Source organism: Methylibium sp., assembly GCF_013817365.1.
Taxonomy (GTDB): Bacteria; Pseudomonadota; Gammaproteobacteria; order Burkholderiales; family Burkholderiaceae_C; genus Methylibium.
In genome coordinates, this window is the sequence record NZ_JACDCU010000339.1 from 1 (window position 1) to 4,503 (window position 4,503).

5 protein-coding genes are annotated in these 4,503 nt (G+C 68.3%); 2 read left to right on the top strand and 3 right to left on the bottom strand.

The window, feature by feature from the left end; genetic code table 11:
- Positions 1–557 (top strand): S1C family serine protease (locus tag H0W38_RS17120; RefSeq protein ID WP_292456281.1); only part of this gene is annotated, 557 nt, incomplete at its 5' end.
- 54 nt (positions 558–611) lie between these two features.
- On the opposite strand, the gene H0W38_RS17125 is transcribed toward H0W38_RS17120, so the two are convergent.
- The gene (locus tag H0W38_RS17125) at positions 612–1,520 is read right to left on the bottom strand and encodes an SDR family oxidoreductase (RefSeq protein WP_292456284.1); all 909 of its coding nucleotides are present in this window, start codon (positions 1,518–1,520) and stop codon (positions 612–614) included.
- Positions 1,521–1,598: 78 nt separating this feature from the next.
- Between H0W38_RS17125 and H0W38_RS17130 the strand changes: the two genes are divergently transcribed.
- Positions 1,599–2,624 carry a CDP-6-deoxy-delta-3,4-glucoseen reductase gene (locus H0W38_RS17130; RefSeq protein WP_292456286.1) on the top strand — a complete coding sequence of 342 codons (1,026 nt, stop codon included), beginning with the start codon at positions 1,599–1,601 and terminating at the stop codon, positions 2,622–2,624.
- A 45-nt stretch (positions 2,625–2,669) separates the two neighbouring features.
- Here H0W38_RS17130 and H0W38_RS17135 read toward each other — a convergent pair whose 3' ends face one another.
- Together H0W38_RS17135 and H0W38_RS17140 are read right to left on the bottom strand one after the other, a co-directional pair.
- Positions 2,670–3,866: an ABC transporter substrate-binding protein gene (locus H0W38_RS17135; RefSeq protein WP_292456288.1), complete on the bottom strand. Its 1,197-nt coding sequence runs from the start codon at positions 3,864–3,866 to the stop codon at positions 2,670–2,672.
- Positions 3,867–4,089: 223 nt separating this feature from the next.
- A partial coding sequence (locus H0W38_RS17140; RefSeq protein ID WP_292456291.1) for an ABC transporter ATP-binding protein occupies positions 4,090–4,503 on the bottom strand: 414 nt, incomplete at its 5' end.

Below are 4,503 nucleotides of genomic sequence, written 5' to 3' on the forward strand. Positions count from 1 at the left end.
GCGTGGCGCGGCTCTCCGCGCGGCGCGCGTTTTCCGGCTACTGGGAATACCACATCGACACCGCCCTCTTCACCCGCCCGCCGCGCACGGATCACAGCGGCGCCGGCCTCTTCAACGCGCGCGGCGAGCTGCTGGGCATCGGCTCGCTGCTGGTCATGGACACGCCCGGCGAGCACGAGGCCGGGCCCGGCAACATGTTCGTGCCGATCGACCTGCTCGCGCCCATCCTCGGCGAGCTGCGCGAACGCGGCAGCACGCGCGCCAGCCACCGCGCGTGGCTCGGTGTGAACTGCGAAGAGCAGCAGGGCGTCGTGCGGATCGTGAAGATCAACCCCGACAGCCCGGCCGAGGAGGCCGGGCTGGAGCCAGGCGACCTGATCACCGGCATCGATGGCGAGGCGGTGGCAGGTCTGGAGACTTTCTACAAGCGCCTGTGGAGTGGCGGCGGGCCCGAGCGCAGCGTGCTCCTCGATGTGCAGCGGCAAGGCGAACGCCGCACAGTGCAGGTGCGCAGCGTCGACCGCATGGGCACGCTGCGGCAGGCGCGCAGCATCTGAAGGAGCGCGAGGCCCGCTTCAGTGGCTGGCGTTGGCACCGGCCGCATGGTTTGTTCAAGCGCCTGCCAAGCCCTCGCGAACGGTCGGGTAGCGCAGCACGACGCGCAACTCGCACTTGAGTCGGCGGTTGTCGAGCCGGCGCGACTCGCTCATGAAGCTCCAGCCCATCGGCGTCGATTGCTCGCGCATCTCGCAAGCCGGCAGGCGCACGGCGCGCGGCAGCCCGGCGAAATCGGCCACCAAATCGAAGTAGTCGCCCATCATCAGTTCCGTGTCGTCGCTGACGTGAACCACACGCTGCGCACGGCCGCGGTGCAGTGCGGCGATGCAGGTGCGCGCCAGGTCGTCGGCATGGATGTGGTTGGTGTAGACGTCGTCTTCGCCCCGCAGCAGCGGCGTGCCGCGCGCCACCCGCTCGCGCGGCGCGCCGCCGGGTCGGTCGGCGGCGTAGATGCCGGGAATGCGCAGCAGCGTGACGGTGGCTGCGAAGGCTCGGCCGTACCAGCGCAGCTGCTGCTCGGCGTGAACGCGGCGGCGCGCACGGTCGGTGGCGGGCGCTGTGGCGCGCGTCTCATCGATGCGCGCGCCCTGTGCATCGCCGTAAACACCGCTGGTGCTGCCGTAGACGATGCGCTCCACCACGCCACCGCGTGCCAATGCGTGCAGCAGCCCGGCAGTCCGCGGATCCTCGCGCCCTTTGCCGGGTGGTGGCGCAAGGTGGAGCACGCGCGGCGCGAGCGCGGCGAGCCGGCCCAGTGTGGCCGGGACATCCAGGTCGCCGAGCAGCGGCGTCGCTCCCAGCGACCGCAGAGTCGACCGGCGCGCCGGCTGTGAAGTGAGTGCGAAAACGCGGTAGCGCCCACCGAGTTGGCGCAGCACGCGCTCGCCGATGTCGCCGCAGCCGACGATCAGCAGGCGCGGCTTGCGAAACGCTGCCGGACGGTGGGGCGCAGGTGTGGGCATGGGGTGCGGGCGGCTGGCGAGAGAGAGGCGCCGGTCACAATCCTGGCTGTTGTTTTCATTGCGCGCCGAGGATACCCAATGAGTTTCAAGGTGATGCTGCGCCCGAGCGGCCGCAGCTTCGACGTGGCCCGCGACGAGGCCGTGCTCACCGCCGCCATCCGCGCCGGCGTGGACCTGCCCTACGGCTGCCGCGACGGCGCCTGCGGCTCGTGCAAGAGTCGGCTGCTCGACGGCCGCGTGATCCACGGTGCGCACCAGAGCAAGGCGCTGAGCGCCGCCGAGGAAGAGGCCGGCCTGATCCTCACCTGCTGCGCGGCGCCCCAGACCGATCTGGTCGTCGAGGCCCGCAATGTCGCTGCGGCGGGCGAGTTCCCAGTGCAGAAGATGCCGTGCCGCGTGAGTTCGATCCAACGCCCGGCGCCCGACGTCGCTGTCGTCAAGCTGCAGCTGCCGGCGAACGTGGTGCTGCAGTACCACGCGGGCCAGTACATCGAGTTCATCCTGAAAGACGGCGCACGGCGCAGTTACTCGATGGCGAACGCGCCGCACCTTGCCGCAGGCGGCCTGGAGCTGCACCTGCGGCAAATGCCCGGGGGCCTCTTCACCGATCATGTGTTCGCCGCGATGAAGGAGAAGGACATCCTGCGCCTCGAGGGGCCGTACGGCGGCTTCTACCTGCGGGAGGATGCCACGCGGCCAATCGTTCTGCTGGCCTCGGGCACCGGCCTGGCGCCCATCAAGGCCATCGTCGAGCAGCTGCAGTTCAAGGGCAGTTCGCGGGACGCGGTGCTGTACTGGGGCTGCCGCAGCCGCAGCGACTTGTACCTGCACGAGTGGGCCTTGCAGGCTGCCGCGCAGATGCCGTGGTTGCGCTACGTGCCGGTGCTGTCCGACCCCCAGCCGCAGGACGGCTGGACCGGCCGCACGGGTTTCGTGCACGAAGCGGTGATGAGCGATCTACCGGAGCTGTCGGGCCACCAAGTCTATGCCTGCGGCAACCCGGCGATGGTCGACGCGGCGCAGCGCGACCTGGTCGAGCGCTGCGGTCTGCCGCCGGGCGAGTTCTATGCCGACTCGTTCACCTCGGAAGCCGACAAGCACTAAAGCTTCGTCTGAAGCGGCGGCGCGCTCCGCACTACCGCCGTGGGCTCATTCCTTACGCCGAAAGACCGACGAGCGCTTGACGTCGTCGGCGTAGTGGAACACCACCTCGCCGCGCTTCCAGGCCCCGAGCCAGACCATGTTGGCCGAAAACGCGTCGTGGTCGTTCCTGCTGAAAGGCGACTCATAGGTGGTGATCACGCCCCGGTAGGTGCGCTCCTTGTTTTCCAGCGCCTGCTTGAGCGTGTCGCCATCGATCCGGCCCGGGCCGGTGCCCTGCGCCTGGAACATCGCAAACAGCATGAGGTGCATTGCATCGTAGGTCTGCGCGGCGGCCATCAGCGAGCCGATGCGCTTCTCGTTCGAATGCTTGAAGTAACGGGCAAGGAACGACGCGCGTCGCTCGTTGGCGGTGTCCTGGATGATGGTCTGCGCCATCATGGTGCCCTCCAGCGCGTCGGCGCCGGCCTGCTCGAGCACGCTGCGAAACGACAGCGGCCAGGGCGCGAAGAACGGCACTTTCCAGCCGAGCTCGTGGCGGCTCTTGGCCGCGGCCGCCTGCTCCGGCCCGACCGTGTAGACCACCAGCGCGTCGGCACCGGCATATCGCGCCACGCGCATTTCTTCCGTCAGCGATGTGATGCCGAGCGGGAAACGCGTCACCGACAAGGGCTTGAGGCCGCGCTTGGCCAGCTCGGCGGTGGTGTCCGCCACACCGCCTTCACCGTAGCCCGTGGTGTCGGCAAAGATCGCCACCTTGCCCAGCCTGCGGCGCTCGACGATCTCGCCGACCAGGAACTGCGCATTGATCACGTCGGGCGGCGCCAGGCGGAAGATGTAGCTTTGAGCCGCCGGGTACTTGGTCGTGACCGCCGTGCCCTGCGCGCACGGGACCATCAGCAAATGCTTGTGGGTCTGGAACACGTCGAGGGACTTCATGGCCACGCCGGTGTTGCAGTAGCCCAGCGTGAAGTCGACCTTTTCCTCGAGCACCAGGTTCTCGGCGACCTTGCGGCCTTCGTCGGGAACGGCCTTGTCGTTGCGGATCACCAGCTCGAACGGCCGGCCCAGGTAGCCGCCGGCCTCGTTGATCTCCTTGACGGCCAGCTCGGCACCGAGCCGTACGCTGTTCCCGAAGTCGGCCGAGCCGCCGGTCAGCGGCGCGATCAAGCCGACGCGAACCGGATTGACTGCCTGGGCCGGCGCCTGAGCCTGCACCGACGCCGCCGAGCAAAAAGTCAGCACGCTCGCGATTGTCAGACTCTCGATTCTCCCCATCTCGACACTCCCGCTCTCCACAGTGGCGGCAGCTTAGATTCCGAGAGACAGCACGGGGCCGGGGTCTATCCCTCACGATTGGTTACCAGTGAGATTCGAGCGTGAAATCGTTGGCCGATCCCGCGTTCGTGTTCGGACGGTGTGCTCGCCGTTCCGGCATCCCCCCAACAAGCGGTCGCAGCAGACGGCCTCATTCGCCGAGATAGGCCGCCCTCACCTTCGGGTCGCGCAGCAACGCCTGGGCTTCGCCGCTCATCGTGATTTCGCCCGAATCCATCACGTAGCCGCGGGCGGCGAGCTGCAGTGCGCGGCTGGCGTTCTGCTCGACCAGCAGCATGGTGGTGCCCTGCCGGTGAATGGTGTCGATGACCTCGAAGATCTTGTCGACCATGATCGGCGACAGGCCCATCGAAGGTTCGTCGAGCAGCAGCAACTTCGGACGCGCCATCAGGCCGCGGCCCATTGCGAGCATCTGCTGCTCGCCGCCGCTCATCGTGCCGGCGAGCTGGCGGCGGCGCTCCTTCAGGCGCGGGAAGATGCTGAACACCTTCTCGAGGTCGGCATCGATCTCCTTGTCCTTGCGCGAGAACGCGCCCATCAGCAG

What these genes read in the sequence shown, in the direction of transcription:
- H0W38_RS17125 (WP_292456284.1), bottom strand. Translation starts at nt 1,520, where the DNA reads ATGCCCACACCTGCGCCCCACCGTCCGGCAGCGTTTCGCAAGCCGCGC.
- H0W38_RS17130 (WP_292456286.1), top strand. Translation starts at nt 1,599, where the DNA reads ATGAGTTTCAAGGTGATGCTGCGCCCGAGCGGCCGCAGCTTCGACGTG.